19 protein-coding genes and 3 pseudogenes are annotated in these 24,265 nt (G+C 60.1%); 10 read left to right on the top strand and 12 right to left on the bottom strand.

What is annotated here, in order from left to right; genetic code table 11:
• The first annotated feature begins 523 nt into the window (after nt 1-523).
• The 8 genes from AC0L25_RS25235 to AC0L25_RS25200 all read left to right on the top strand — a co-directional run bounded on the left by AC0L25_RS25235 (nt 524) and on the right by AC0L25_RS25200 (nt 10,360).
• The gene (locus tag AC0L25_RS25235; RefSeq protein WP_473598007.1) at nt 524-1,342 is read left to right on the top strand and encodes a glycosyltransferase family 2 protein; all 819 of its coding nucleotides are present in this window, start codon (nt 524-526) and stop codon (nt 1,340-1,342) included.
• Complete coding sequence (locus AC0L25_RS25230; RefSeq protein WP_473598006.1) at nt 1,330-2,475, top strand: glycosyltransferase family 4 protein; 1,146 nt, start codon at nt 1,330-1,332, stop codon at nt 2,473-2,475. Before AC0L25_RS25235 ends, AC0L25_RS25230 begins: the two co-directional genes overlap by 13 nt.
• 8 nt (nt 2,476-2,483) lie before the next feature.
• On the top strand, nt 2,484-4,442 hold the full coding sequence (locus AC0L25_RS25225; RefSeq protein WP_473598005.1) for a hypothetical protein: 1,959 nt from the start codon (nt 2,484-2,486) through the stop codon (nt 4,440-4,442).
• On the top strand, nt 4,429-5,187 hold the full coding sequence (locus tag AC0L25_RS25220) for a hypothetical protein (protein WP_473598004.1): 759 nt from the start codon (nt 4,429-4,431) through the stop codon (nt 5,185-5,187). The genes AC0L25_RS25225 and AC0L25_RS25220 overlap by 14 nt, the downstream gene beginning before the upstream one ends.
• A 13-nt stretch (nt 5,188-5,200) precedes the next feature.
• Nucleotides 5,201-6,478 carry a glycosyltransferase family 4 protein gene (locus AC0L25_RS25215; RefSeq protein WP_473598003.1) on the top strand — a complete coding sequence of 426 codons (1,278 nt, stop codon included), beginning with the start codon at nt 5,201-5,203 and terminating at the stop codon, nt 6,476-6,478.
• On the top strand, nt 6,469-7,803 hold the full coding sequence (locus AC0L25_RS25210; protein ID WP_473598002.1) for a lipopolysaccharide biosynthesis protein: 1,335 nt from the start codon (nt 6,469-6,471) through the stop codon (nt 7,801-7,803). The genes AC0L25_RS25215 and AC0L25_RS25210 overlap by 10 nt, the downstream gene beginning before the upstream one ends.
• A 13-nt stretch (nt 7,804-7,816) precedes the next feature.
• A complete protein-coding gene (locus tag AC0L25_RS25205) occupies nt 7,817-9,079 on the top strand; it encodes a GNAT family N-acetyltransferase (RefSeq protein ID WP_473598001.1) in 1,263 nt (420 codons plus the stop codon).
• Nucleotides 9,080-9,190: 111 nt separating this feature from the next.
• Nucleotides 9,191-10,360, top strand: coding sequence for an FAD-dependent oxidoreductase (locus AC0L25_RS25200; RefSeq protein ID WP_473598000.1), 1,170 nt, complete (start codon nt 9,191-9,193; stop codon nt 10,358-10,360).
• A 160-nt stretch (nt 10,361-10,520) separates the two neighbouring features.
• Here the strand turns inward: AC0L25_RS25200 and AC0L25_RS25195 are convergent, their stop codons facing one another.
• Nucleotides 10,521-12,473: a polysaccharide biosynthesis/export family protein gene (locus AC0L25_RS25195; protein ID WP_473597999.1), complete on the bottom strand. Its 1,953-nt coding sequence runs from the start codon at nt 12,471-12,473 to the stop codon at nt 10,521-10,523.
• Between the two features lie 645 nt (nt 12,474-13,118).
• On the opposite strand from AC0L25_RS25195, the gene AC0L25_RS25190 reads away from it, so the two are divergent.
• Nucleotides 13,119-13,940, top strand: a complete 822-nt coding sequence (locus AC0L25_RS25190) for a LuxR C-terminal-related transcriptional regulator (protein ID WP_473597998.1) — start codon at nt 13,119-13,121, stop codon at nt 13,938-13,940.
• 385 nt (nt 13,941-14,325) lie between these two features.
• Here AC0L25_RS25190 and AC0L25_RS25185 read toward each other — a convergent pair whose 3' ends face one another.
• From AC0L25_RS25185 to AC0L25_RS25165, 5 genes and pseudogenes are all read right to left on the bottom strand, one after another.
• Nucleotides 14,326-15,096: a LuxR C-terminal-related transcriptional regulator gene (locus AC0L25_RS25185; RefSeq protein WP_473597997.1), complete on the bottom strand. Its 771-nt coding sequence runs from the start codon at nt 15,094-15,096 to the stop codon at nt 14,326-14,328.
• A gap of 341 nt (nt 15,097-15,437) precedes the next feature.
• A pseudogene (locus AC0L25_RS25180) lies at nt 15,438-15,618 on the bottom strand (transposase); the annotation flags it as partial.
• 79 nt (nt 15,619-15,697) lie between these two features.
• Complete coding sequence (locus AC0L25_RS25175; RefSeq protein ID WP_473597996.1) at nt 15,698-16,351, bottom strand: Crp/Fnr family transcriptional regulator; 654 nt, start codon at nt 16,349-16,351, stop codon at nt 15,698-15,700.
• Nucleotides 16,352-16,707: 356 nt separating this feature from the next.
• A pseudogene (locus tag AC0L25_RS25170) lies at nt 16,708-17,228 on the bottom strand (HoxN/HupN/NixA family nickel/cobalt transporter); the annotation flags it as partial.
• Between the two features lie 21 nt (nt 17,229-17,249).
• Nucleotides 17,250-17,892 (bottom strand): annotated as a pseudogene (locus AC0L25_RS25165) (DUF1007 family protein).
• A 162-nt stretch (nt 17,893-18,054) separates the two neighbouring features.
• Here AC0L25_RS25165 and AC0L25_RS25160 point away from each other — a divergent pair.
• A complete protein-coding gene (locus AC0L25_RS25160; RefSeq protein WP_473597995.1) occupies nt 18,055-18,291 on the top strand; it encodes a hypothetical protein in 237 nt (78 codons plus the stop codon).
• 785 nt (nt 18,292-19,076) lie between these two features.
• On the opposite strand, the gene AC0L25_RS25155 is transcribed toward AC0L25_RS25160, so the two are convergent.
• The 6 genes from AC0L25_RS25155 to coxB all read right to left on the bottom strand — a co-directional run bounded on the left by AC0L25_RS25155 (nt 19,077) and on the right by coxB (nt 24,253).
• Nucleotides 19,077-19,487: a c-type cytochrome gene (locus AC0L25_RS25155; RefSeq protein ID WP_473597994.1), complete on the bottom strand. Its 411-nt coding sequence runs from the start codon at nt 19,485-19,487 to the stop codon at nt 19,077-19,079.
• Nucleotides 19,468-20,346 carry a cytochrome c oxidase assembly protein gene (locus AC0L25_RS25150; protein WP_473597993.1) on the bottom strand — a complete coding sequence of 293 codons (879 nt, stop codon included), beginning with the start codon at nt 20,344-20,346 and terminating at the stop codon, nt 19,468-19,470. The genes AC0L25_RS25155 and AC0L25_RS25150 overlap by 20 nt, the downstream gene beginning before the upstream one ends.
• Nucleotides 20,343-20,621 carry a hypothetical protein gene (locus tag AC0L25_RS25145; RefSeq protein ID WP_473597992.1) on the bottom strand — a complete coding sequence of 93 codons (279 nt, stop codon included), beginning with the start codon at nt 20,619-20,621 and terminating at the stop codon, nt 20,343-20,345. The genes AC0L25_RS25150 and AC0L25_RS25145 overlap by 4 nt, the downstream gene beginning before the upstream one ends.
• Nucleotides 20,622-20,685: 64 nt before the next feature.
• A complete protein-coding gene (locus tag AC0L25_RS25140) occupies nt 20,686-21,291 on the bottom strand; it encodes a cytochrome c oxidase subunit 3 (RefSeq protein WP_473597991.1) in 606 nt (201 codons plus the stop codon).
• Nucleotides 21,288-23,264, bottom strand: coding sequence for a cytochrome c oxidase subunit I (gene ctaD / locus AC0L25_RS25135; protein WP_473597990.1), 1,977 nt, complete (start codon nt 23,262-23,264; stop codon nt 21,288-21,290). Before ctaD ends, AC0L25_RS25140 begins: the two co-directional genes overlap by 4 nt.
• On the bottom strand, nt 23,261-24,253 hold the full coding sequence (gene coxB, locus AC0L25_RS25130; RefSeq protein ID WP_473598012.1) for a cytochrome c oxidase subunit II: 993 nt from the start codon (nt 24,251-24,253) through the stop codon (nt 23,261-23,263). The genes ctaD and coxB overlap by 4 nt, the downstream gene beginning before the upstream one ends.
• Between the last annotated feature and the right edge of the window lie 12 nt (nt 24,254-24,265).

Here is a 24,265-nt window from a genome sequence, read left to right as displayed (position 1 = left end):
CTTGTGAGCTAGTGCCAGCCGCAGGTCGATGGATTGTCCCCGCTGGCGTTGAAGGTGGCCCCAGAGGTCTAATCGGGTTTGGCAACGCTGCCAGCACAGCTGCTCAAGATGATCGGTGGCGCTGCCGTGCTATCCGCGCAGGTGGTATGGACTGGAAATAACCTGAAGGGATACCCCAAAAGGGCTAATCATCTATTGTCTTTTCCTAACCATCTATCGTCCTTCCATTTAGGCTCTGAATCAGTAATCGTCGTATAACAACCTAAGATTATGGGGGGGCAAGAGTACCGATCTTCTTTCATTTCATCTCCTTTGATTATATGGCCGGGAGTCCGCATATGGTTGGATCAAGCACATCCGTGGATGTGGCGGTCATTGGAGCTGGTCACTGCGGCTTGTCGCTGGCCGCGCATTTGCGCGCACGCGATGTGGAGCACCGGATTTTCGGGGAGCTCATGGGGTCATGGAAGCACAATATGCCCCCCGGATGGGTCCCATCGTGGTACGACCCCGAAGCGCTGCCATGAACGCCGGGCTCTCCAGCATTCTCGCCCCCGTCGGTGCCACATCGCCGCCTGACCTGATTAATTTCGCGCTGCGGCGATCGCTGACTCTGCCCCGAGTCAGCTTCGTGGTCCCGACGCTCAATGAAGCCGAGAACCTCCCTTGGCTTCTGCCGCGCATCCCCAATTGGGCGCATGAGATCATTATTGTGGATGGTCATTCGACTGACGATACGGTCGCGGTCGCGCGTCGCTTGCGCGAGGACGTGAAGGTTGTCATGGAGCCCCGTCGGGGCAAGGGCGCTGCACTGCAAGCGGGATTCCTGGCCGCCACAGGCGACATCATCGTCATGCTGGACGCCGATGGCTCCATGGTCCCGGAGGAGGCGATCGTTTTTGTCAGTGCGCTGATGGCCGGCGCGGATCTCGTTAAGGGTTCACGCTTTATCCAGGGCGCCGGCACCGGTGACATGTCGCTCTTCCGGATGTTGGGCAACAGGGGGCTGACCCTGTTCGTGCGGCTGCTCTATGGCGGTTGGTACTCCGATCTATGCTACGGATACATAGCCTTCTGGAGCAAGCACGTCGCCACGCTGAACTGCGATTGCGACGGGTTCGAGATCGAGACCCTCATCAACGTGCGAGCCTTGAAGAACCACCTCAATATCGTCGAGGTGGCAAGTTTCGAGGCTCCGCGCATCAGCGGTGTGAGCCATCTGCGCGCCCTCCCGGACGGCTGGCGCGTCCTCAAAACCATCCTGCGCGAGAGGGTGCACCCACAGCACAGGCGGAGCGCGACAGCCTGTGATGGCGGTGGACAAACCCGATGCGAATCCTGATGGTTGCCGCCCGCTGCTATCCTCTCATAGGCGGCATCGAAACTCACATCCAGGAAGTCGGTGCCCGCTTGGTGGCGCGTGGCCACTCGGTCGGCGTGCTCACCACCGATCCCTCGGGGGAGTTGCAGGTTGAGGAGGAGATGCGCGGCATGCGCGTGCGGCGCGTGCCGGCCTGGCCGAGGGAGCTCGACCTCTATGTTGCGCCCGGCATTTATACCGCGATCCGGCGCGGGGCTTGGGATCTGATCCATTTCCAAGGTTACAACACCTTCGTGGCGCCGATCGGGCTGCTCGCGGCCGTCCGAGGGGACCTGCCGTTCATCCTGACCTTCCACAGCGGCGGGCATTCCTCCCGGCTGCGCAACGCCGTGCGCGGCACACAGCACGCGCTGCTCCGGCCGCTGGTGGCCCGGGCCGCACGGCTGATAGGCGTCTCCGAATTCGAAGCCGACTTCTTCAGCGTGAGGATGGGCGTGCCGCGGGAACGGTTTGTCGTTATCCCGAACGGCGCCGCGATGCCAGCCGTGAGCCCCGGCATCAAGGTCGATCCACACCTGATCGTCTCGGGCGGCAGGCTGGAGCGCTATAAGGGCCATCACCGGGTGATTGGGGCCTTGCCCGAACTGATCCACAGGGTACCGGACGTGCGACTGCAAATCGTCGGAACAGGTCCGTATGAGGGAGAATTGCGGCGCCTCGTCGCGACGCTCGGCCTCGAGAAGCGGGTCACTATCGAAGCTATCCCCGGATCCGAGCGGCAGAAAATGGCAGACCTTCTGGCGAGCGCCGCGCTGTTCGTGCTGTTCAGCGACTACGAAGCCCATCCGGTTGCCGTCATGGAAGCCCTGTCGCTGCGCCGTCCGGTCCTTGTCAGCGACACGTCCGGGCTGCGGGAGCTGGCCGCCAATGGCCTGTGCAGGGCGATTCCGCGCAACGCTGGTCCGAAAGAGCTGGCCGCCGCCATGGCCGAGGAGCTGGAGGCCCATCGGGAGGTCCCGGATTTGGCGCTACCGGACTGGGATGCCTGCGCTCAAGCGCTGAGCGACGTTTATTGTGATGTCCTGAGCAGCCGATCCGTGGTCCGCTTGCCCCCCGGCGGCGTGATGTCGTGGCCTCCTGCGACGGGCGTATGAGGCTGATAATGCCGGCTCATTTCACCACGGGAACAAGGATCAACCCGCTCCGGGCCGGGATACGATTCGTCTCGACCGTTATCGGTCCCGACCTTGGCGGCGGCAGCGCCGATGCGCCGCCGCGACGGGCCAACTGCGGATGGATCGCGGTTCTATGCCTGACGATCGCCGCGGCGCTCGTCCTGGTCGTGGCCGGGCACGCCGCCGGACGCCGGGGCTATGACGTGGCGCCGCTATTCTTCTGGTCCGGTGTCGTCCTCCTGGTCGTCCCGACCAGCCTTCGCATAGCTTGGCCGATGGTGGCCCGGGGTGAGCGCTTCTTCCTCCTGTTTCTGCTCGCCGAAGCCCTGTTCTACTACAAGGCGGTCTATTCCCCGACGAGCTTCATCGGTCACGACGAGTTCTTGCACTGGATCGCAGCCGACGATCTTATGACGGCCCGCCGGCTATTTCTGTCCAACCCGCTTCTCCCGATCGGGCCAACGTATCCCGCCCTGGAAATCCTGACGACGGCGATCGTCAATCTGACGGGCTTGCCATTGTTTGCGGCGGGGACTCTATTGTTGGCCGTCCTCAGGGGCACGTTCATAGGTGCCCTGTTTCTGTTCTTCGAAAGCATCACCGGATCGCCACGCATCTCGGCCATCGCCTGTCTGGCCTATATGGGCTGCTCAACCTTCGTCCTGTTCGAGTCGATGTTCTCCTATGAGAGCCTCGGCATCGTGCTGTGCGTGCTGATCTTCGCCGTCGAGGCAGCATCCAAGGACCTCGTCGGGCGAGAGCGGCTGAAGGTGCTTGGGCTGATCGCCCTGCTGTTGATGAGCCTTTCGGTCACGCATCACCTCTCGGCTTTTTACGCCGCCATCTACCTCGGAGCGGTGGCATGCCTCGAGGCTTTGCGCCGGGACGCCTCCATGCGGAGCGAAGCGAGGATCGCAGTGGGCTTCACGGGGATGCTGGCCATCGCCCTGCCACTCCTGTGGATGGAGGCGCGGGGCAACCATCTCGCAGGTTATCTCGGACCCGTCGTCGAAACCGGCTTCAAGACATTGCTCGGAAAGATCACGGGCGCCTTAAACTCGGACCAGCTCGGCGCGCCACCCCAGCCCCTCGCCATGCGGCTGACCACGCTGCTCGCAATCCTGCTGTTGGCACTTGGGCTGGCGACAGGATTCTTTCGGTCGCTGGCCACGGCGGCGCGGAGCGACGCGCGGGCGGGTTGGCTTCCGATTCAGGATGTTCTCGGGAGGCGCTGGCGCGACAGCCGCGTCGTTTTTCTCAGCCTGCTGGCGTTCGGCTTCCCGATCTCGGTGGCTTTCCGGCTGACCATCGGCGGATGGGAAATCGGCAACCGCATGGGAACGTTCGTGTTCATCGCCGTCGGGCTGGTCGTGGCGGTGAGCGTCGTCCACTTCTGGGAGGGCCGCACGCTACGCGGGTGGCGCCGCATCGCACCGGCCGTTGCTCTGGCGGTCATCGTTCTGGGCGGCGTCACGAGCGCTACGCTCGAGCCGTTACGTGGACGCTACAGGGTGGCGGCCGACCAGCAATCGATCGAATCCATGGGGATCGAAACGGCGCTGTGGACCAAAGCATGGCTCGGGGCCGGCAACCGCTTCACATCCGACCGCATAAATCGCCTGCTGCTCGCAAGCTACGGGCGGCAGGACGTGAGAGTAGAGATAGTCGAAGGCCTGCCTCCCTCGCGGGTGTTCGAGAACGAGACATTGGGGCCTGACGAGTTTTGGGCCTTGGTGAGAAGCGATATCGATTTCCTGCTGGTGGACCTGCGCCTGTCCACGGCCCCGCCGGTGCTCGGCTTCTACTTCGAGCCGTGGCAACGGCAGGGAACGCCGCTCTCGGGCGCAGCGCTGCTTAAGTTCAATGACATCAAGGGCGTCACCCGCATCTACGACAACGGCTGGATCGTCATCTATGACGTGAGGGGATTACATGAGAATTTGTAGCAAGCTGGACCTTCTGGCCGCGTGCCTGTGGGCAGGGGCCGCGGTGGCGGCTGTTGCGGTCAGCGACAGCTTGCTCATCCGTACTGCCCTGGGCGCGCCTATGGTGTTCCTCGTCTCGGGCCACACGGTGCTGCGGGCTATAGGCGTGAGGACCGGCTCCGCATTGCAACACTTCGTCTACGCGGTAGGGGCAAGCCTCGCCACCGGTATCGCCGGGGGCTTTGCCCTGAACGCCGCAGGCTACCTTACGCCGCTCGGCTGGGCGCTGTGGTTCTGGGCCGTGACAGCCGCCGCAGCACTGGTGGCCGCGGGCCGCCGCGACACTCCCGATCTGCCTGCATGGCCGGCTCCGGCGCGGGTCCGGCTCTGGCAGGGGGCCGCGCTCGTGCTAGCGGTGCTTGTGGCGACGGGAGCTTATGCGCTGGCCGTCCGGGACGAAACGGCCTACCGGGAATTCAAATACACCGAATTCTGGATAGTGCCGTCGACCGATGGCGGGCCCGGCCGACTCACCGTCGGCGTCAGGAGCGCCGAGACCCAAGCTCAGCGATTCGACCTGGAAATCACCCTCGACCTGCAACCGTTCGCCGTCTTCCGATCACTCACCATCGCGCCGGGCGAGACCTGGGCTCAGGAAATCCCGGTGCCCGTTTTAGCCACCCCGCAGAAGGCGGAGGCCCGGCTCTATCGGCCGGAAGACGACCGACTCTACCGCAGTGTTTCGACGCTGGTGCCCCGCATCTGAACGAGGCTCGACTATGCGAATCCTGCTGCTGTCGCAGTTCTATCCTCCGGTGATCGGGGGAGAGGAGCGGCACGTCCGCAACCTCGGGGCGGCGTTGGCGCAGAGGGGCCATCATGTCAGCGTCGGAACCATCATGCATCCCGGATCGCCCGAAACCGAGCTGGACGGCGCGGTCCGCGTGCATCGCCTGCGCGGCACGCTCCAGCGTCTGTCAGGTCTCCACACCGATCCCGAGCGCCGCCATGCACCGCCCTTCCCGGATCCCGAACTGGTGCTGGCCCTGAATCGGCTGGTCGCCCAGGAGAGGCCGGACATCGTCCACGCCCATAATTGGATCTATGCGTCCTTCCTGCCGCTCAAAATTCTGGGTGGGGCACGCCTCGTGGTTACGCTCCACGATTACGGCCTTGTCTGCGCCAAGAAGAACTTCATGCACTTGGGCACCCGTCTCTGCAGTGGCCCAGCGCCGGCCAAGTGCCTGCCCTGCGCCACAGGGCATTACGGGGCCGTGAAGGCAGCCGCGACCACGTTGGGCAACTGGGCGTCGAGCTTCGCCGCTCGGCGCGTGGTGGACCGCTTCATCGCGGTGAGCCGCGCGGTGGCGCGTCACACCGGACTCACCCAGGGCCGCGTCCCCTACGAGGTCATCCCCAACTTCGTCCCCGACGATGTCGGGTTGCTTGGCCCTGAAGATCCCTGCCTGCGGGAGCTACCCGGGGATGGATTCATCCTGTTCGTCGGCGACATGATGCGCCTCAAGGGCATTGACGTTCTCCTGCAAGCCTATGCCGGCCTGGAGCGCGCGCCTCCGCTGGTCCTGATTGGGCGCCGGGTTGCCGACACGCCAGCCGAGTTTCCAGCGAACGTCCGCGTCTTCAGTACGTGGCCGCATTCCGCCGTCATGCATGCATGGCGGCGCTCACTGTTCGGCGTGCTGCCGTCGGTCGGGCCCGAAGCCTGCGCGACGGTCATCATGGAAGCGATGGCGTCTGGCAAGGCAGTCGTCGCAACCGACGTCGGCGGCATGCCGGATCTCGTCGATCATGGCGGAACAGGGCTTCTCGTGCCGCCCGGTAACGCGCACGCCCTCGGCCACGCGATGCAGACACTCCTGGAGGACCGCGCCTTGCTGGTCGGCCTGGAGGCGACAAGCATCGCCAGGGTTGGGCGTCTCAAGGCCGGAGTTGTCGTGACCCGGATCGAGCAGGTCTACCGGGACGTCCTGCTCCCAGCCGCCAGTAGATCCGCGGTGCCGGCGCACCAAGGTTCGGGAGAGCGATCATGCCGGTAGGCCTCGCCGGGACGGCCATTATTCGTCTACGCCGGGCACTGCGAAAGAGCGCCACGCTCGTCATGAATTTCGGCGCTCTGGCGATCGGAACGGTGGCAACGGCCGGTCTTGGGTTTGTCTATTGGTGGCTCGCCGCCCGGCTGTTTCCGCCGGAGGTGATCGGCAAGGCCTCCGCCCTCCTGTCCGTGATGGGCCTCGTCGGTCTGCTGGGGGAGGCCGGGCTTGGGACCTTGCTGATGGGCGAGATCGTCCGGCATCCCGGCAAGGAGCGCGGCCTCGTGGCCGCAGCAGCGTCCGTCGGGGTGGCGCTGACGGTCGGGCTGGCCGTGTTGTTTGTCTTCGAGGAGGCGCACCTCAATAGCTCGACCGGGCTGATCGGAGGCTGGTTCGTGGGCGCTGCGTTCGTCCTCGGCTGCGGCCTGACTGGTCTCAGCATGGTGGGCGATCAGGCGCTCGTCGGCCACTTGCGGAGCAGCGGCAAGATGATTCGGCAGGTGCTGTTCTCCGTGGTCAAGCTGATGCTGATCGCCGCCCTCGCGGCTGCCGGCTACGCCTCCAATTCCGCTATTCTTCTGTCGTGGGTGGCCGCGCTGCCGGCGTCTTGGATCGGCTTTGATCTCCTGACCCGGGGCGGTGCGCGTTGCCTCGTTGGGCGCCCCGATTTCCGGCTGCTCCATACGCTTCGGCGCATGGTATTCGGTCACTACGCGCTCGATGTGGCCGCACAGGCCCCGGGCATCATCATGCCCTACCTTGTGCTGGTCCTCCTGTCGCCGACCACCAATGCCGCCTTCGTGCCGTTGTGGATGCTGGTCTCCATGGCCTCATTGATTCCCGCAGCCATGGCCACGGTGCTGTTCCCCGTGGTCAGAGCAAGCCCGAAACAATCCAGGCACGATATCCTTTTGTCGCTGACGGCGTCATTGCTCTTCTCACTGGTCTGCGCTGCCTTCATCTTCACCTTTTCTCAGGAGATCCTTGCGGCCTTCAATCCGGCCTATCCGGAGATCGCCGGTTCGAGCCTGCGCTTCCTCGGCTTCAGCCTGTTGGGATCAACGCTCAAATTTCATGCCTGCACGCTCGCGCGGCTGGGCGACAGGATGCGCAAGGCATCTCGCTGGTTCGCGGTGGGCGGATTGCTGGAGCTGTGCCTCGTGGTCGCGGGGGCAAAGCTTTATGGACTTCAAGGCCTTGTCCTGGGCTGGACGCTCGCCGTCAGCATCGAGGGTGCATGTGCGGCCCTGATTTTGGCCTTCGCGATGAAACTGGATTCTGCCGCCGGCCCCGCGCACGAACGACCGACCGCGTCGCCGCTCCAGACTTGAGGAGAGACCGATCATGGCGCTGGGTTTGGGATTTCAAGCAGAACATTCTCTAGCAGCAGGACTGGCAAATCCTTTGTTACATAGGCACACCCCAACGACGAGGGCGAATATTGCTCTGCAAATTTTCACCGATATGGAGGCGGTGGAAGCTCAGTGGAGAACATTAGAGCAGCATGCGGATTGTACCGTATTCCAATTGTTTGATTGGCAGATGGAATGGTATCGCCACATCGGCTCCAAAGAGAACCTGATTCCGGTGATCGTGCTGGGTCTCGACGATACCGGCGTGGCGGTTTTTATTCTGCCATTGGCGATCGAACGCCATGGTCTGATCCGCCGGCTGGTCTGGTTTGGATCGGAATTGTGCGATTATAACTCGCCCATTCTGGCGATAAATTTTAGCGATCACGTGAAACCTGGGCAATTCGGCCGCCTGTGGAAAGACATAATTCGGGCGATTCAAGACAATCATCGACTTCGTTTCGACGCTGTTGAATTTTACAATATGCCCAGTGTTGTCGGGTCTCAACCTAATCCCTTTCTCGACTTGCCAGTCTTGCTGGCTAATTGCGCCGGACATGTCGCAACCCTCCCGGAAGGGAACTGGGATCGGTTTTATGCGTCAAAGTTTTCGAATTCGACGCTGCATACCCACCGGCGCAAGGCCAAAAACCTGGCCAAGCAAGGTGGCGGGGCGATTCGCTTTGTAGACGTGCAAGATCAGGCCGAGATCGAGTGTACCATTGCAAAGCTGATCGAACAGAAACGGAGCAGCTATGCCCGAATGGGTGTTCATGATATGTTCGAACGTCCGGGTTTTCGCGAATTTTATTTGGCGATTGTCGCCAATCCTAGGTTGTGCGAGGTCGTCCATGTCACGCGGCTGGACGTGGATGGGATTCCGGTGGCGACGGGTCTGGGGCTCCGGTTCAACTCCAGTTATTCACTGGTGATGTCGAGTTATCAGGAAGAGTTCGCCAAATACAGTCCCGGGCGTCAGCATATTCAGGAGATGATGCAATATGCAATTGGCCAGAAGATGCAGAAATTCGATTTTACGATCGGCGACGAGCCGTATAAGCTTGCATGGTCTGATATCAATTTGCTTTTGTTTTTTCATTTTGATAGCAGAACTTTGCGCGGTCGTATTGTCGTTGCGGTACGAATGGCGGTACATTATGTAGATACATGGTATAATCAAACGCCGTTATTAAAGCCACCGCTGCGGCAGTTTCTTCGTAAGACAAGACGATCCTTGTATCGCATGTTTCTCTGACCGGCTGATCACGAGTTTTTGATCTCGACGCGGGATGCAATCATCGAGCTTCGCGAAATAGTATAGTATAATGCGATTACTTTGCGGGAAGCGATGATGTAGGAGCGGGAATTGAATAATATTGATGTAGGGGTCCTCGGTGGGGGTACCGCCGGCTCGTTAGCCGCTGCGACGCTTGGCCGGATGGGGATTTCGACCATCCTTGTTGATATCCACCAAGTCTATCCGGTGGAGTTTCGCTGCGAAAAACTCGATGACGATCAAGTCGACTTGCTCAAAAAAACCGGGCTGGCGGATGCCGTATTGTCGGCTGCGACACCGATGACTGAGATATGGGTGGCCCGTCACGGTTATGTCATCGGCAAAAAGCATGGGAAAAACGGCGAGCCCTGCGAATATGGGGTGGCTTATCAGGATTTGGTAAATGTTATTCGCCGCCAGATTCCAGATAGTGTCCAATTCATCTGCGCCAAAGTTACCAAAATAACGACAAGTTCCGACCGGCAGGAAATTACCCTGTCAAATGGTGACACATGGTCGACCCGATTGATTGTGGTGGCGACCGGCTTAAACAATGTCGTCCGGGGTGCGATAACGCGATCCGAGATCAGCAAATGCCACTCGATCAGTGTTGGTTTTGATCTCACCTCTAAAGCTGGTTTCAAATTTCAAGCTTTAACGTATTTTGCGGAAAAGCCAGGGCCTATGGGTTATGTGAGCATGTTTCCGATTGGTTCAAGAATGCGCGCCAATGTGTTCGTCTACCATGGTGATATACGCCATCCGTGGTGTCAGGAAGTGCGCACATCGCCGTTATCTGCATTGTATGCGGCAATGCCCCGATTGAAGCGTCTCCTCGGTGATGCTGTCGTGTCAAGCGATATTCAGATTCGACCAGTTGATCTTTACGCCGCGCAGAATCACGAACAGCAACCCGGTCTGGTATTGGCCGGTGACAGTTTTGCTACCAGCGATCCGGCGGCGGGTACCGGTCTCAATAAAGTGCTAACCGATGTTGATCGGTTATGCCATCATATTCCGACATGGCTAGCCACGCCCGGAATGGGCGTTGAGAAAATTCAGACATACTACTGTGATCCCGTCAAAGTTGCCTGTGATGAATGGTCGCTTGCCGAAGCATCTTACAACCGATCACTGGCGTCCGATACAACGCTTTTATGGCGTATTCGTCGGATGGGCAGGATTGGTCTCGACATGATGGGAATCTCGATCCCACAACTTCGCTTGGCGGCAAGCGCAGTTCGTTGGGGAGCAGGCTGAACTTGGCGGTATCGACAGCGTTGTTGGCGCCTGCGCGGGGCCGAAGCCGCTTCGTCGAAGGCCCTCAGGCTGGCGCTGGTCAGGGCTTTCGACGTAGTGACCGCATTAACTGGCACGCATCACTGGCAGAAGCCATTCTGGCAGGAGACAAGCAGCCACATCAATTCGGACCGATCCTCTCCTCCCTCACCACGCGGGCAGGGTCGACATCGCTTGGGTGGCACGCGGCATGCAAGCTCTCGCAGGTCGGCGACAAGGTTGGGACCGGCGAACCGGCCGGCTCTCTTGGCTCGCTTTCGCCCACGATGATGTTGACGAGGTCGCCTGGCCGCAACAGGGTCATCCCGACGGACTCAATGCTGACCGGCCCGGCTGCCGATTGCCGCACGATTTGATAAGTTGCGCTGTTTGCGTCCTTCGCAAACTGGGCGCGGGTCACCGGCAACGTGTACAGGACGCCTTCGCTGGCGTTCAACTCGCGCACATTGGCCGCGATCTGGCTCTCCGTGGTCTCGATCTCGACCTCCAGATCGTTCCTGAGGTCGGCCCGGGTCCGCAACACCTCAAACTCCAACGACGCGAGGCGCTGCTTGGCGCTCGCGTATTGGTTGAGGGCGTCCTGCCGACGCTGTTCCGCGTCGGACAACTCACTCTGGATCTGAGCCATCACCGTCATGCTGAGAACTTTGCGGTCCACGAGCGTGCGCATGCTGTTGACACGTTCCTGGCGCAGCTTGACCAGTTCGTCGAGCGACTCCATGCGCCCATAAGCGACAACATCCTGCCTGGACGCCTCCAGCGCCTGCATGGTCGCGCGCTCGCGATCCTTGCGGGCCGTGGCGATGGCCTTGCGCCGGTCGCTCTGCTCTTTGACGAGGTTGGCAGCTTCGGTCGCGCCGGCCAGCTCCAGCAACTGACGCGGGATAGTGGGTGCCGTACCGTCGCGCTCGGCCTTCAGCACCGCCGCGCGCGCGAGCAACTTCAACATGGAATCGATCGCCCCGCTCCGCTTCTGGGTCTCACGCACGGTTTCGATCTTCTGCCACGGCTCGCTCTCGGCCCGGTCGAGTCCGCCGGCCAGCGCGATCGCGTGCAGGATCGTCATGCCGGCCGCGTACTTGAACGAGCCAGGACTCTTGACCGGCCCCAGCACGTAAATGGGCGGGCGCTCCAGCGCCAGGATGTTGACCACTCCCTCGCGGCCCAGCAGTTGATTGAAGGTTTCCACCAGTTCAGCCTGTACCTGTTGCGTCGACCGGTTGGCGACCGGAATGAAGCCAAGCAAAGGCACGGAAATCGTGCCGTTCTCTTGGACAATATATTCGCCGCTCAGTTCCGGACGCTGCTGGATGCCGTGCAAGGCCGAGGAAGCGCGCCCCCACTTATCTTCCTCGACGTCGACGCGCTCGTAGAACACGATCTTGAGGCGATCGCCGACGCCAAACAGCGCTCCGGTCGCCACCTCTGAAGCCTTGCTGAGGTTTTTGGGGCGCTCGGCGCTGGTGGGGAGGGCAGGGACGACGCCCCGCTCGACCAACGCCGCGGTCGATGCATCCGGTCCCGTTCTGAGGCGCTCGGCACTAGTTTTGGGGGGCTCGGCACTAGTGGGGACCGCAGGGACTGCGCTCCGTTCGACCGACGCCACGACCGATGCATCTGGTCCCGACGCGATCGCGGGGGAGGGTTCGGCCATGGTTTGAACCGGCTGTTCTTGCCAGCTATCGACGGCAGCAGATACCTTCTGCATCACGGCTCCTGAGGCGTCCTCGACTGTCTGCGCCAGGGCTCCTGAGATATCCTCGAGCTTCTGGACCGCGGGTCCGGAGGCCTCCTCAATCTTCTGGACCAAGGCTACGGAAACATCCTCCACGGTTTGTGCCGCGGCTCCGGAGACATTCTCGACCTCCTGCATCACGGATCCGGAAGCTTCCTTGATCTGTGCCATGGCTCTGGAAAAAATCTCTGTTGCTCCTAAGTTTTTGGCCGCAGCCCCGCCCAGGGCGGCGACCCCGGAAAGCCCGAAGACTAGCAGGACGGCCTTCAATCCCCTGCGGTTGGCCGTCTGTGATGAGGGAGCGACGGGCTCGGAATTGAATTCTGTATGCGCGGCCATAGCGTGTGGCTTTCTCGTTCAATGGCGGCCATCCCGTCCCGATCTGGTCGAGCACGGGTCGACGAGCAAGGCTCTGCCGTATCGTGACCCTTCACCGCGGGTGGCACAACTATCCCTTTGTGGGCACTCCTTTCGGATAAAGCACAATCTGAAGGGAACTCGACCAACGAGATTGCTGCGCTCCAGGAGAGCTTCCTCGATGTAAACGCGACTGTTGCTCAGGATCAGCGTGCCCGCGTCAATGTCGGCTTCACCTCGGCCCTGCGCCGACATTCCCGAATAGGCGGCTGCCGCGGCGCGGCTCGCCTGGGCCCGCCGCTCTCCGCTTAATCTGCAACACTGCCCCGCCAGATCGGGGCTCCACCACGCCACCGGAGACCAAACCCTGGCGATTCTCAAGGCCGCGCAGTCCTTTGCCACGATGGCCGCCTCCCTGAGCTGCTGCAACCAAGAGCTCGTACCCTCGACCATAAGCCCAGGTTGAAGAATTCGGATACGCCTCGATGATGCTGCCCTACGCCTAACGAGGGTATTTGGGGGTAAGTGTTTCCGAGTGTAAAGTTGAGAAAGAAAAAGAAGCTGTGCGGTTGGCGCGTGGGCCCCCTTATCGACGCGTCTATCCCAATCGCGCCGTGCGAGTATGAGATGATGGCAAGACAATCCTTCACAACCGTGCTTGTCGAGCCGAGCGAGTTATTTCGAGAAGGGCTTAGTCGAATCCTGAATGCGGCAAATTTTCGTGTTCTTTTCTCTGCGGCATGTGTTCACGATCTTCTGCAGAAGCCGCTACCCCAGCACCGGGCCATCTTGCTCATCATAGACGTCGGCGATACTGATGCGGATGCTGAATTCGCACAGATTGCAAACTTTAAGGCGATTTACCCAGCCAGCCATGTCGTTGCGCTGGCCGATCACTGTCGGACGACCAATATAGTCTCAGCCTTTCGTGCGGGGGCTGACGGGTATCTGACAAAGGTCGCTGCTTACGACACCTTCTTCAAAGCTCTTGAATTGGTTATGCTAGGCCAAATGGTGTTGCCTGCAGAAACGTCGGTGGTTGTTCAAGATATCAGGCAAGGTATTAGAAATGATGCTGTAACGGATGAGTTAACAAACGTGGAGGCTAAAATAGAGAGCGAAAGTGAAGCATCAATAATTTTGTCAAATCGGGAGAAATGTATTCTGCGCCGCTTGATCGGGGGGGAATCGAACAAAGCCATCGCGCGCGAGATTGATATCGCCGAGGCTACTGTGAAGGTGCACGTCAAAGCCATCCTTCGAAAGATTCGGGTCCGCAACCGAACACAGGCTGCAGTTTGGGCGATGAACCATGGTATGCTTACTCCAGCGTCTGGTAAAGGCGCGCCGGGGAACAATATGATGGCACCTCACGCATGTGACCATTCGCATGATCTACCTGAAGCAAAAAACGGATACCCCCTTCTCGATGATGATCATCCGATATGACCTGCGATAGATCTTCGTTCGGGCTGGCGCATTCAGTGCCAGAGCCTCTTTGCCGATCAAGAACGCCTAGGGCTCATCCTTCCCGGCGATGGGCAACGGAACGCGGTGGAGACGTACGCATCCGGCGGACGGCGCCAGTTGGCCAAGGCGGAGAATCAAGGGGGTGGAAACGCGACCAACTGGTGGCGGTCCTTACTCAAATCGACGAGAAAGCTTACTCCACGACAGGCAAATGGTTCCTCGAACGGGGTTCGGGCTACTTAGCGGGCAGCACAAGAACTTCGATACGATCGAGCAGGCCATAGGATGGGTGGGAAGACAAACCTTCCCCGAGCCTGCTTAGATAGCAGAACAAGCCACCGCTAATCGAATACTGCCTCAGGAGTCAGCCAAGGTGGTCAGTGTTATACTTAGATCCTTCCGCGAGAAGATCGTTAACCTTGCAGGCGACCTCCGTGCGGTTGGTCGCCTTTAGCTTCTTCATTATGTTCCGGATATGGACCTTCACCGTGCTTTCGCGCAAATTCAGTTCGTAGGCGATGATCTTGTTCGCCTTGCCGTGCCGGAGCGCCTGCGCAACCTCGGCCTGTCTGAGCGTGAACATGCCTGCCAATGGCTGCGTATCGCGGCCGCCCGAATCTATCAGGTGCCGCATAGAAAGGACGCTGCTCGCCGGCACGAACATGCCTCCCGCTGCCGCAAGGTTGATAGCCTCGACACAGACATCGATGCCAACAGAGGTCGGAATGTAGCCGCGCGCACCACATTCGAGAGCGGTCAGTATCTGGGCAAGGTCTTCTGTGTCGGCCAGGACGACCACAGGGACTGATTTGAACTCGGACGAAATATGCCTTATCTCGTCAGCGATGCCATTATCGGTGACCTTCCGACTGCCAAGATTGAAGAGTATGGCTGCAAGGGGAGGGGCAGAGCTCTTTCTGAATCGCCATTCCTCGACGGAACGTAAGGCGGTGACATCCATACCGAGTTCGCGGTCCACGAGAGCCGATGCGAGACACTCGCGATCCAGAGCCCTTCCGTCCAGGATGAGGAGGCATTCCCTGCCTGCCTGTCCGTGGACGCTTTCTGTTCCGCTGGCCGGAACTCCTGATTGATTGGTCGAAGGGTAATCATGCAGTCCTGCTGTGGAACCCATATCAATACCCACTCTTTCCCACCCCAACCACCTGGCGGGGCGGATACAGTTTCCTCGTTCTCTAGCATTGACGGCTTGATAGGCCTTGAAAAAGCTTGAGGGTCGATTACTCCATTCGAGCGGTTTTCAGCTCTCCGCCCCCTCAGCGAGACCAGCTTGGGTGATTGTAGGGTTTATTTATAAGCAGTCTCTAACATAGGTTGCTTTTTCTAAATTTTTAAGGAAAACCGCGCCAAGTCCTAGGCGGCGCATCGCCATAACGGTACCCCGCATCCGGTTGGGTGAAGGACGGACCGAGCGGAACTCAACGTCGTCCGTGTTGAGCAATATGCAAAAGCGCCCGAGTTCCAATCGCCGAATACATCGCGAAGATCGCGCCAGGGGGAACCCCTTCGCACAATCCATAGGACCGGCTCGACGAACATCCGATTATCCCGGCCCGTCGATCCCTTCTGATCAGGACGCCCGATGATCTGCGGCGACATCCGCGCCACTCAATATCAACCGATCCATTACGCCCAAGGCTGCCTCCAAAAGCAGGTGAAACATGCTTCGGTCAAAATGGGAATCCTAAGAGTCCACACCACCTAGAAGATGGCCGTTACCTGAGATACTCGCTATCAAATCCGGCTATTTCGATCAGCTTCTTGCGGTTGATCATCTGTACATGGCCCGCCTTGAAAGAGACGAGATCGGCCTTGCGGAGTTCCCTCAACGTTCGGTTGACGTGAACGGTGGTCATTCCGAGGATGTCGGCCAGGTCGTATTGTGTAAGGGGACATTCATATCTTCCATGGGCCAAGCCAACCATGGAGAGCCTCTCCTCCAACTCGAGCAGGAAATGGGCGGTGCGGCTCATCGCGTTCCGCCGCCCGGTATTCATGAGATGTTCGGCAAGGATGGCGTTCAGGCGAGCCAGGGAGCAAGCGATCTTCTTCCCGAGGTGGCCTTCCGACAGGATGGCCTCGACGAGTTCCTTACTGGAAATTTCATAAACACTTAGTTCGGTTATGGACGCCAGCGATGCTAAACGTGGTCCGTCAACAGAACGGAAACCGACAATGTCCCCGGTGAGGGGAGTGTCGATGATCTGCCGTTCTCCGTGCAGTAGCCCTTGATAAAGGATGGCCCAACCCGATTTTACGATGAATATCACCTGGTTGTCGTCATCTTGGCGGGCTATCACCGAATGGGGTTTGTAGGTTTTTGCGTTAACACCGAGAAAATCGTCGTTGTCCCAATCGTTCTTCGACAACGTTCTCCCTATAGGATGCGAGCGCATGGACTACCGTAGTGTCTGAGGAATGGCGAGTTTGCTTCTATTTCCGCACAACCTACAATAATTGCCCCGGGACGAATTCGACAGAACGACCTCCTACCGTAGGGGTAGGCTGGCCTACTGTCCTCGTCTGTTTGAATGAGGCAAATTGCGCTTGGGACGGGCAGGGCCAGGCTCCTTGTTGAAGAAGCCTGTGATGCTCTGTCCCCGCCGAACGACGCTTAGTGCGGGCGCGCGGGAACCTGATCGTGACCTCAACCTCACCGCGCGCGACCATCTCGCCCAGCGGGTTCGTTCTCCTGCCCATTTCAGTCATTCAACGAAACGCGCCTTGCGAAGAGAATGACGGCGCCGGGAATGCCCCTGGACATCGCGAAGGTCATGGCGAAAAGCGTCAGAGGACATGGATCAAACCTGCCATGACCCCGAAGGCCTCGCCGTCATGCTTGTGGTGATGGCTGTGGCGCAAAGCGCGCCACAGCATCCACACGCCAATGAGGCCGAGCAGCCCACGACTGATATCCTCCAGAAGCGGAGCGCGGCCGACGCTGCCCAAGGCGATGGAGACCAGCGGCAGCGAGAGAACCGCAATCAGTACGGCTATCATCACAGGTAAACGAGAGAGTGATCGATACCAGAAGGCCGCGCGAAACATTCGCATCCGAACCAGCAAGGTACGTCGCCAGGACGGCTTTGCTATGACCCGGCGTCAGCGCATGTGCAGCGCGAAGACGACGCCCATCGGCAGGAAGGCCATGAATGCCAGCCAGCCGCCCCCGGCCGAAAGCAGGTTAATTTGCTCGGCTAGCGCTAGATAAATCGGGCGCTGGAATTCGACAAGCGTCGGGAACATGGCGATCAAATCGGCTTCGCTTCACTGGCAGGTCAATTCGAGGCGGGTCGCGAAAATCTTGCCGAGATTGGTCCCAGTCGGATCACTGAAAAACGCATCTGTCAGCTTTGTCTGGTTCTGCGCGATCGCGGTTTCCGGATCGGGACGCACGACCAAGCGATCGCATCCCTCGGGCAGGCCGACGACCGCCATCTTGTCATCATCGGTAAATTCAATCGCCGTGTAGAAGGTCGGGTCATAGATGCCGACGCCGACTTTTCCCGAAAGGGGCCAATGTGTCTTTCGGCTGTGTCTCGAACAGGACGACCAGCTGGTCGTTCTCATACTTGGCCACAAGCTTCGGCGGCGGCGCCATTTCCATGTCCTTGCCGTTCAAGGTCACAAGCTGGAAATAATTATACTCGGCAAGCGACGCATGCAGTGAGAGCCACTTCATGAGCTCCTTAGCGTCAAGGGCGAGATCGGAATTCTTGTCGAACTCCATCAGCACCGTGCTGGAAAAGAGATCGTCGAAACGCCAAAGATGCCGAAGCGACTTGATGGTCCGGTCAGAGCCAACGGTCAGGTCCAGCCTCGCTTCGGCAAAGACATGCGGATGGGCGCTTGCCGGAGCCATTGATGCGAACAACAGAGCAGCGCCGGATATCGTGCCTGCCAGTCGCATCTTTGCTCGTCCTTCCTTCGTCCATTCCGGATCAGGCTAGACACCTGCCATTGCAAGCAGGCCGAAATGGGACGGCCGACCTTTGAGGAACGTCGATCAGCCGTCGGCTATCGAGCTTGCAATCAATATATTCGGAGTATCCGGGGAATTCGGCGACGTCAAATGCCCAAGCTGCTTGCGATTGCCGGCAATCAGTATGAAAACCTTGGAAATTTGTGGTCCTTTTCTGTCTTCCTCGATCTTTTCGGCATCCGTCCGTTCGAAGAAACGTTTTTCGAACGTCGCCCGGTCAGTATCGAGCAGCGTGATGTCTGCACGACGTTGCCGTTCAAGGTGGCCTTTGTTACCGCGATCGTGGTTTTGGCCGGCATATCGTTCCCAGTTGGCACCCATCCCTGAATGGCATCGACGCTATCTAGTGGAGCAATTGAAGCGGCAGCCTCACCGGACAACGGCGTCCATCCAAGTTTCCCATCGCGACGGTCCGTTCGAAGTCGGGTCCGTGCGCAAGACAAGTGCCGTGAAAAGCCTCCAACGCCAGATCGACGTTGTCGGCAAATACCGGCATGGATGTCAGGCATACAGTTGCAACTGCGACTAGGATCTTCGACATGTCAGTCACACCTCGGGGTGGCAAGCGAGGTAGCTGCTTCATCCGAAAATGGAACTTGAGGCACGCCGGTCAAGTGGACCGGCGTTCGCTTAGGAGATGTCATCGCGGAAACACCTGCCTGGTGAACCCACTATGCGATGCGCAACCGCGACTTAAAGAATGGTCGCCGGCTATGTCCGCTTCCAGAACGTGGCAAAAGCTGACCTCAACGGCCTAAACGCGGCGCAGTGGATCAGCCAATTCCGGCGCTCTAGCGAACGATCAGTTCGGCGCGCCCGCTTCGGAATTCGTGCTTCCAACACCGTCCGAATAATACGCCACGCGCCCCAGACGATTAATCTCTATGTCTCTGGAGGGCTCCTTCCTACCTGAAATCCCGCGTTTTCAATTTGAGCTGATCAATGTGGCCGCAGGATATCCCGAGCCGGAGACTATGCCGATCAAGCTGCCTAGCCACGGGACTTTCGATAAGAACGGCCGCGCTCGGTTGGCACAGTATTCTGCAGAGAAGATCCGCGCGAAGGTCGACTTCCTGTTCAGGACCGCTGGTCGGGATGACAAGCTTCTAGCTTCACCTGAGCGCATACAAATAGGCCGCGACGTCTCGAGCCTCCTGCTCGGAAATGCCGGTCGAAGGCATTGCCGTTTGCGGATTGATTTTCCTGGCGGCGCGAATCCAGCGGATCAGGTTCTCTGGATTATTCGATAACACCCCGCCGACATAGACCTTGGTCGCCAGGGTGGCGTCCAGGCGCGGGCCGACCAGTCCATGCGCGCCGGGGACGCCGGTGATTGTATGGCAACCGGCGCAACCATTGGCCATCATGATCGGTATGGCACGGGTACCAATGCCACCGGTTGCATTATTTGCTTCCCGTTCGATCCTATCGGTGCGTTCCAACCACCATGTCAGCGCCGCTAAAATTGCCAGTACGACAATGGCGCTCGTGCCGAAAACCAGCCTAGAAAGGTCGGAACGCAAGCGACGCCTCCCGGTTTTTCTGTCCGCTCGAGCGGATCCACAAGCCTGCCAGCAACAAGGCAGTTCCACCGTAGATCAGGCCGGCCGGAACCCACATGACCAGGCCGGCGAGTTGCTGGTCCTCAAGTGGACTGAGGCGCCACAATTGCGCGCCGGCGGCATTTTCGGGGTACCAAAGTCTCGGCGAGACCAGGAGCAGCACCCCGAGCAGACCGGTGTGCAGCGAGGTGAAGAAGAGGTGCATGACCGCGCTGCCATAGGCTTGTTCACGGCCGGGACGCGGCAGCAGCGCCCACCAGAACAAGACGCCGGTGCCGAAGAAGCTGGCATGCTGGGCATAGTGCAGGAAACCGCGTTCTAGTGCAGCCTCGAACAGCATTGGCACGTGCCACGCCCATATCGCAGCAGCATGCAGGATGGTGGCCGCGACGGGACGGCTGGTCGCGGCCCAGACGGCCTGAAGCATTTTCGCGTGCCCGGCTGCGCCTAGCGTTTGCCTTAGCGAGATCGGCAGTGCCCACATCATCGCAGCCACCGGACGAGAGGCGACCAGCAGAGGCGCTGCGACCGCCATGAGCAATTCGTGCTCGATCATGTGCGCGGTGAACACGCGCTCGCCCAACGGATGAAGCGGGCTGACGAGCGCTGACGCCAATACGGCCCAGCCGGAAGCGAACAGCAGGGCCTGTTGCGACCGCAACGGGCGGCCGCGACCGCTCCTACGCCAGAGTCGAATGGCGCCTGCCGCATACAGCAATGCGATCGTCGCCAACGGCAGCGTGATCGGCAGCGCCAGTGTCCACCCCGGGGCGCTGCCGCCATAGCAGATCGAGGTCGAGAAGAGCGCATCGAAGCTCATCGCACACACTCGTCGAGAATGAGCGAGGCGGCGCCCTGCATGATGATGACCAGTGCAAACAGCACTGCAGTCAGCATGCCCAGATTGGCAACAAAAGCTTCAGTGCCGCGCGTGCGCTCCGGTTTGAAGGAGGCGCCGCCCTGTTGCCGCGCCCGCCATGATAGCGCCCCGCCAACCAGAGACATTATCGCAAGCGCCAGTGCGATGAAGGGTATGACAGGAATCCGGTGGGCGCACTGCCATTCCACAACGGCGTAATTCAGTTGCGTCGACACGGCCCAGGCCAACGGCCCCGACAAGAGGCCGCCCCATGAGGTGCCTGGCCGAAGCGTGCGCATCTCAATCAAGCCTCGGCATCCAATAGATTAAGAGATAGATCGGAATCCAGGTCAGGACCACGAAGTCCCAGTAGAAGACGTTGTCACCCACGTCGGCGAAGCGCCGGCCACTGTTGGCGTGGCGCGTGAACATCAAAGCGGTCAACACCAGCGTGTCGCCGACATCGGTGATCAGGTGCGCGGTGTGGAGGCCGAGCAACACCCAGAGCATAGAGCCGTAGGCATTGGTGTCCCAATAGATGTTGAGGGCTGGAAACTCGAACCAGCGCACGACAAGGGGCACGATCCCGAGTAGTGACATTACCACGAGGCCAATGCGCACTGGCACCATCGCGCAGGCCTCAGCATAGCGCTTTAATATGTGGTTGGGCACCAGGCTGGCAAGCAGCAAAAGCGTCACGATGGTGCCCGGCCAGTGGTTCGGCGCTGGCGCGCTCAATGGCCATTGGGGTGACAGGTAGGCGAGGTAAAGATAACTTCCCGCCGCGAGCGCGAATCCCATGCCTTCGAGCGCCATGAACGCGAGAGTGCCCCACCAGGTCGGGGTGCGCGGTCCGTGCGCGAACGTCGGGAGCTCGGAAAGATCGACGGCAGGCCGCTGTTTCATTCCTCGTCCTCCGCACCGCCTCTCGGCCAGAACCAGCCGACCAAAGTGATGGCGATCGGTCCCGCTCCCCAAACCACTGCCCATGGGCTGAAGATCGAGTAGAGAAAGGTACCCCCGACTGCGAGGGCGGCGAATAGCGGCCAGATCGACGGCGTCGGCGACTTTTCGCGCACGTCGGGATGTGCCTCCGCCACGGTTGAGATGACCAGTTCGCGTGCATCAACCCGAAGCCCCGTTGCTACCGGAACCGTGACGCGTTCGGCCCATAGCGGCTCGACGTGCGTTACGACCGGAATGCGGGCGAAATTGTAACTCGCCGGCGGCGATGACGTCGCCCATTCCAATGTGCCTGCATTCCATGGGTTGTCGCCGGCGGGGGCGCCCCTCAAGGAGCTGTGCACCACATTTATGGTGAAAAGCGCGAAGCTCACGAACAGGACAACCACGCCCGCAGTTATGAACAGATTGATGTCACCCCAACCGAGCTCCGCCGGATAGGTGTATACCCGTCGCGGCATGCCCCAGATGCCGACTATATGCATCGGGAAGAACGCCGCATTGAAGCCGATGAAGGCAAGCCAGAAATGCCAGCGCCCGAGGCGCTCGTTCATCATCCTGCCGCTGATCTTGGGAAACCAGAAATAGGCGGCACCCAGCAAGGGAAATACCGACCCGCCGATGAGCACATAATGGAAATGCGCGACCACGAAATAGGTGTCGTGAACTTGCAGGTCCAACGGCACAGAAGCCAGCATGACACCGGTCAGACCACCGGCGACAAAAATGAAGAAGAAGCCGAACACGAACAACAGCGGCGTCCTGATGATCGGCCGACCGTCCCAGAGCGTCGCCAGCCAGCAGAATATCTGCAGGCCGTTCGGAATGGCGATCAACATGCTCGATGCGGTGAAGAAGCTCGCGCCGAGCTTGGGCAGACCGGTGGTGAACATGTGGTGGACCCAGAGGCCGAATGACAAGAACCCAATGGCGATCAGCGACAGCACCAGCCCCAAATACCCAAGCACCGGGCGCCGTGCGAAGGCGGCGATGATCGAGGAGACCATCCCGGTCGCCGGCAGGAAAATAATGTAGACCTCGGGATGGCCGAAGAACCAGAAAAGATGCTGGAAGAGCAATGCGTCGCCGCCTTCGACGGGATTGAAGATGTGGGTGCCGACCAGCCGGTCCAGGATCAGGAACGTCGAGGCGATCATCACCGCCGGCATCGCGAACACGACCACGAAGGAGGTGACCAGCATCGCCCAGACGTAGAGCGGGATCTTGTCAAGCGACATGCCGGGGGCGCGCTGCTTCAGAACCGTCACGATGGTTGCGACCGCGACTGCTAGTGCCGAGACCTCGGTGTAGGTGATCATCTGCGCCCAGACGTCGGCGCGCTTGCCTGGTCCGAATTCGGGACCAGACAGCGGCACATAGGCGAACCATCCAACATCAGGCGCCATGTTGAGCGCGAATGACACCCAGGCGAACATGCCTCCCGACAGGAAGATCCAAAAGCTGAAGGCGACAAGGCGCGGAAACGCGATATTGCGGGTGCCGACCATCAGCGGCACAAGGTAGATGCCGCTCGCCTGCACGATCGGCACGGCGAACAGGAACATCATCGTCACGCCATGCATCGTGAACAACTGATTGTAGAGGTCCGGCCCGATCAGCCCGCGCTCGGGACCCGATAGCTGGACGCGCATGGCGACCGCGCTCAGCCCACCGAGGCATAGGAACACGAAGGCGGTGATCAGGTAGCGCCGCGCGACGATTTTGTGATCGACGGTCGAAAGGGCGCCGATGATGCCAGGTGCGGTCTGCCACGTTCGGGCAAGCCAGCGGTCAAGGCTGTCATCGTCGAGGCCAGTGTCGCGCGGGCCGTCGCGCTCAGTGGCCAAGTTGCCTTCTGAGGCCAAGTCGGGTTTGTGGGTGGAGCCACGTTCGTGAGCGAGGTCGGCGCTGCTCATCTTAAGCCCTCAAGATAGGCGACGATCGCGTTCAACTCGTCACCGTTCAGATCCACCACTGGCATATGGGCGCCCGGCTTGATCCCCTGCGGATCGGCTATCCATGCCGCAAGGTTGCCGCGGCTCATCGTCAGCGTTCCGGCTGCGAGCGTTTGCCTGCTGGCGACGTGGGTCAGATCGGGGGCAACCGTGCCGCCGGCGATGGTGCCGCCGATCTTGTGGCACATCACGCAGGGCCGCTTGAGGAACAGGTCATGGCCGGCTTTCGCCTCTGGCGAGGCAGGCGGGGCGGCCGGCCTCAACTGGTCGTTCAGCCAGGCCTCGAAAACGGGCCGAGGCTCGGCGATTACGAAGGTGCTCATATTGGCATGCTGAGCACCGCAGAACTCGGCACATTGGCCCCGATAGACGCCGGGCTTGTCCGCCTTGAGATCAAGAACATTCTCGTGGCCCGGAATGAGGTCCAGTTTGCCGGCCAGATTCGGCACCCAGAAGGAATGGATGACGTCGGTCGAGGTGAGAATGAACCGCACCGGCTCGCCTGTCGGGATGTGGATCTCGTTGGCGGTCGTCAGGATGCGGTTCGGCTGGCTGTTTTCATAGCGCACCTCCCACCACCACTGATGCCCGGTCACGCGGATTGTCAGCGCCGCATCCGAGCCGATGGCAGCGAGCGTCCTGTTGGCGAAGAAACTCAACAGCGTTAGCCCGATCAGGACCACTGCGGTGGCCCCGAGCGCCGCAAAGACAACTCGCGTCTTGTGGCGCTCGGAAGTGGCGTCGAGGACAAGCGGATCTCCGATCGGTCGTGCGCGCCGGATCAGCGTCATGATCAGCACGATCATCACCAGGAGCCAAACCACGGTGCAGAGGGCGGTGAAGAACCAGATCAGCCAGGCGAGCTCGCCCGCTGCCGGGCCCTTCGGATCGAGGGCGGATTGCCAGCCACTGCATCCTGCAAGGGGCAGAATGGAGGCTGCGCCGCACATTGCCCAAACAAA

It is taken from the genome of Mesorhizobium sp. WSM4813, from assembly GCF_055811555.1.
Note: the sequence above shows the minus strand (reverse complement) of the source record. Positions and strands in the feature narration are given on the sequence as shown.

Coding starts and splice junctions, on each gene's coding strand:
- AC0L25_RS25235 (WP_473598007.1), top strand. CDS start 524: ATGAACGCCGGGCTCTCCAGCATTCTCGCCCCCGTCGGTGCCACATCG.
- AC0L25_RS25230 (WP_473598006.1), top strand. CDS start 1,330: ATGCGAATCCTGATGGTTGCCGCCCGCTGCTATCCTCTCATAGGCGGC.
- AC0L25_RS25225 (WP_473598005.1), top strand. CDS start 2,484: ATGCCGGCTCATTTCACCACGGGAACAAGGATCAACCCGCTCCGGGCC.
- AC0L25_RS25220 (WP_473598004.1), top strand. CDS start 4,429: ATGAGAATTTGTAGCAAGCTGGACCTTCTGGCCGCGTGCCTGTGGGCA.
- AC0L25_RS25215 (WP_473598003.1), top strand. CDS start 5,201: ATGCGAATCCTGCTGCTGTCGCAGTTCTATCCTCCGGTGATCGGGGGA.
- AC0L25_RS25210 (WP_473598002.1), top strand. CDS start 6,469: ATGCCGGTAGGCCTCGCCGGGACGGCCATTATTCGTCTACGCCGGGCA.
- AC0L25_RS25205 (WP_473598001.1), top strand. CDS start 7,817: ATGGCGCTGGGTTTGGGATTTCAAGCAGAACATTCTCTAGCAGCAGGA.
- AC0L25_RS25195 (WP_473597999.1), bottom strand. CDS start 12,473: ATGGCCGCGCATACAGAATTCAATTCCGAGCCCGTCGCTCCCTCATCA.
- AC0L25_RS25190 (WP_473597998.1), top strand. CDS start 13,119: ATGATGGCAAGACAATCCTTCACAACCGTGCTTGTCGAGCCGAGCGAG.
- AC0L25_RS25185 (WP_473597997.1), bottom strand. CDS start 15,096: ATGGGTTCCACAGCAGGACTGCATGATTACCCTTCGACCAATCAATCA.
- AC0L25_RS25160 (WP_473597995.1), top strand. CDS start 18,055: ATGCCCAAGCTGCTTGCGATTGCCGGCAATCAGTATGAAAACCTTGGA.
- AC0L25_RS25150 (WP_473597993.1), bottom strand. CDS start 20,346: ATGAGCTTCGATGCGCTCTTCTCGACCTCGATCTGCTATGGCGGCAGC.
- AC0L25_RS25140 (WP_473597991.1), bottom strand. CDS start 21,291: ATGAAACAGCGGCCTGCCGTCGATCTTTCCGAGCTCCCGACGTTCGCG.
- ctaD (WP_473597990.1), bottom strand. CDS start 23,264: ATGAGCAGCGCCGACCTCGCTCACGAACGTGGCTCCACCCACAAACCC.
- coxB (WP_473598012.1), bottom strand. CDS start 24,253: ATGTGCGGCGCAGCCTCCATTCTGCCCCTTGCAGGATGCAGTGGCTGG.